The organism is Kitasatospora sp. NPDC001603 (assembly GCF_040298365.1).
Taxonomy (GTDB): domain Bacteria; phylum Actinomycetota; class Actinomycetes; order Streptomycetales; family Streptomycetaceae; genus Kitasatospora.
The window spans coordinates 1-1,084 of record NZ_JBEPAA010000082.1; the positions used below are offsets into that span (position 1 = coordinate 1).

A 1,084-nucleotide genomic window follows, 5' to 3' on the forward strand; every position below is an offset into this window, starting at 1 on the left:
GCCCGGTTACATTCCGAACCCGGAAGCTAAGCCTCACAGCGCCGATGGTACTGCAGGGGGGACCCTGTGGGAGAGTAGGACGCCGCCGAACAATTATTCAAGGCCGCGGCCCCAGCGATTCGCTGGGGCCGCGGCCTTTTTGTTTTTACGCACGTATGCACCCCGGCACGACAGAGGACTTTCGCCCAGGCGCGGGGTCCCGGTCGATGCCGGACAATGGAGATGGTGCTCGGCCAGGAGGCCGGCATCGAACCGCGCGAGGGCAGTGGTGTCGCCTCCATCCGCGGTAGAGCTGAAGCAACAAGAGGAGTCACCACAATGTCGAACCAGCCCCAGGACCGTCCCGAGCGTCGATCGGACGACGGCCGCGGCTACGAGCCCCGGTCTCGTGGGGGCTGGTCCAACGACCGAGGTCCGCGTCGCGACGACCGTGACGACCGTCCGCGCCGTGACGACCGCCCCTCGGGCGGTGGTTTCAACCGTGACCGCGACGACCGTCCGCGTCGCGACGACCGCCCTTCCGGTGGTGGCTTCCGCCGCGATGACCGTCCCTCCGGTGGCGGTGGCGGCGGTTTCCGTCGGGACGACCGTCCGTCCGGTGGCGGCTTCAACCGTGACCGCGACGACCGTCCGCGCCGTGACGACCGCCCCTCGGGCGGTGGCTTCCGCCGTGACGACCGTCCCTCCGGTGGCGGTGGCGGCGGTTTCCGTCGGGACGACCGTCCGTCCGGTGGCGGCTTCAACCGTGACCGCGACGACCGTCCGCGCGCTGACGACCGCCCCTCCGGTGGTGGTTTCCGTCGGGACGACCGTCCGTCCGGTGGCGGCTTCAACCGTGACCGTGACGACCGCGGTGGCTTCCGTCGTGACGACCGCCCGTCCGGCGGCGGTTTCCGTCGTGACGACCGTCCGTCCGGTGGCGGCTTCAACCGTGACCGCGACGACCGTCCGCGCCGTGACGACCGCCCCTCGGGCGGTGGCTTCCGCCGCGATGACCGTCCGTCCGGTGGCGGCTTCAACCGCGACCGCGACGACCGCGGTGGCTTCCGCCGTGACGACCGCCCCTCCGGTGGCGGTTTCCGCC

Annotated in this window: 1 rRNA gene and 1 pseudogene; both read left to right on the forward strand. The window is 71.2% G+C overall.

Annotated features, from left to right (window positions below):
• Positions 1–91: ribosomal RNA gene (gene rrf / locus ABT263_RS32885) — 5S ribosomal RNA — on the forward strand; the annotation flags it as partial.
• A gap of 125 nt (positions 92–216) precedes the next feature.
• A pseudogene (locus tag ABT263_RS32890) lies at positions 217–1,084 on the forward strand (hypothetical protein); the annotation flags it as partial.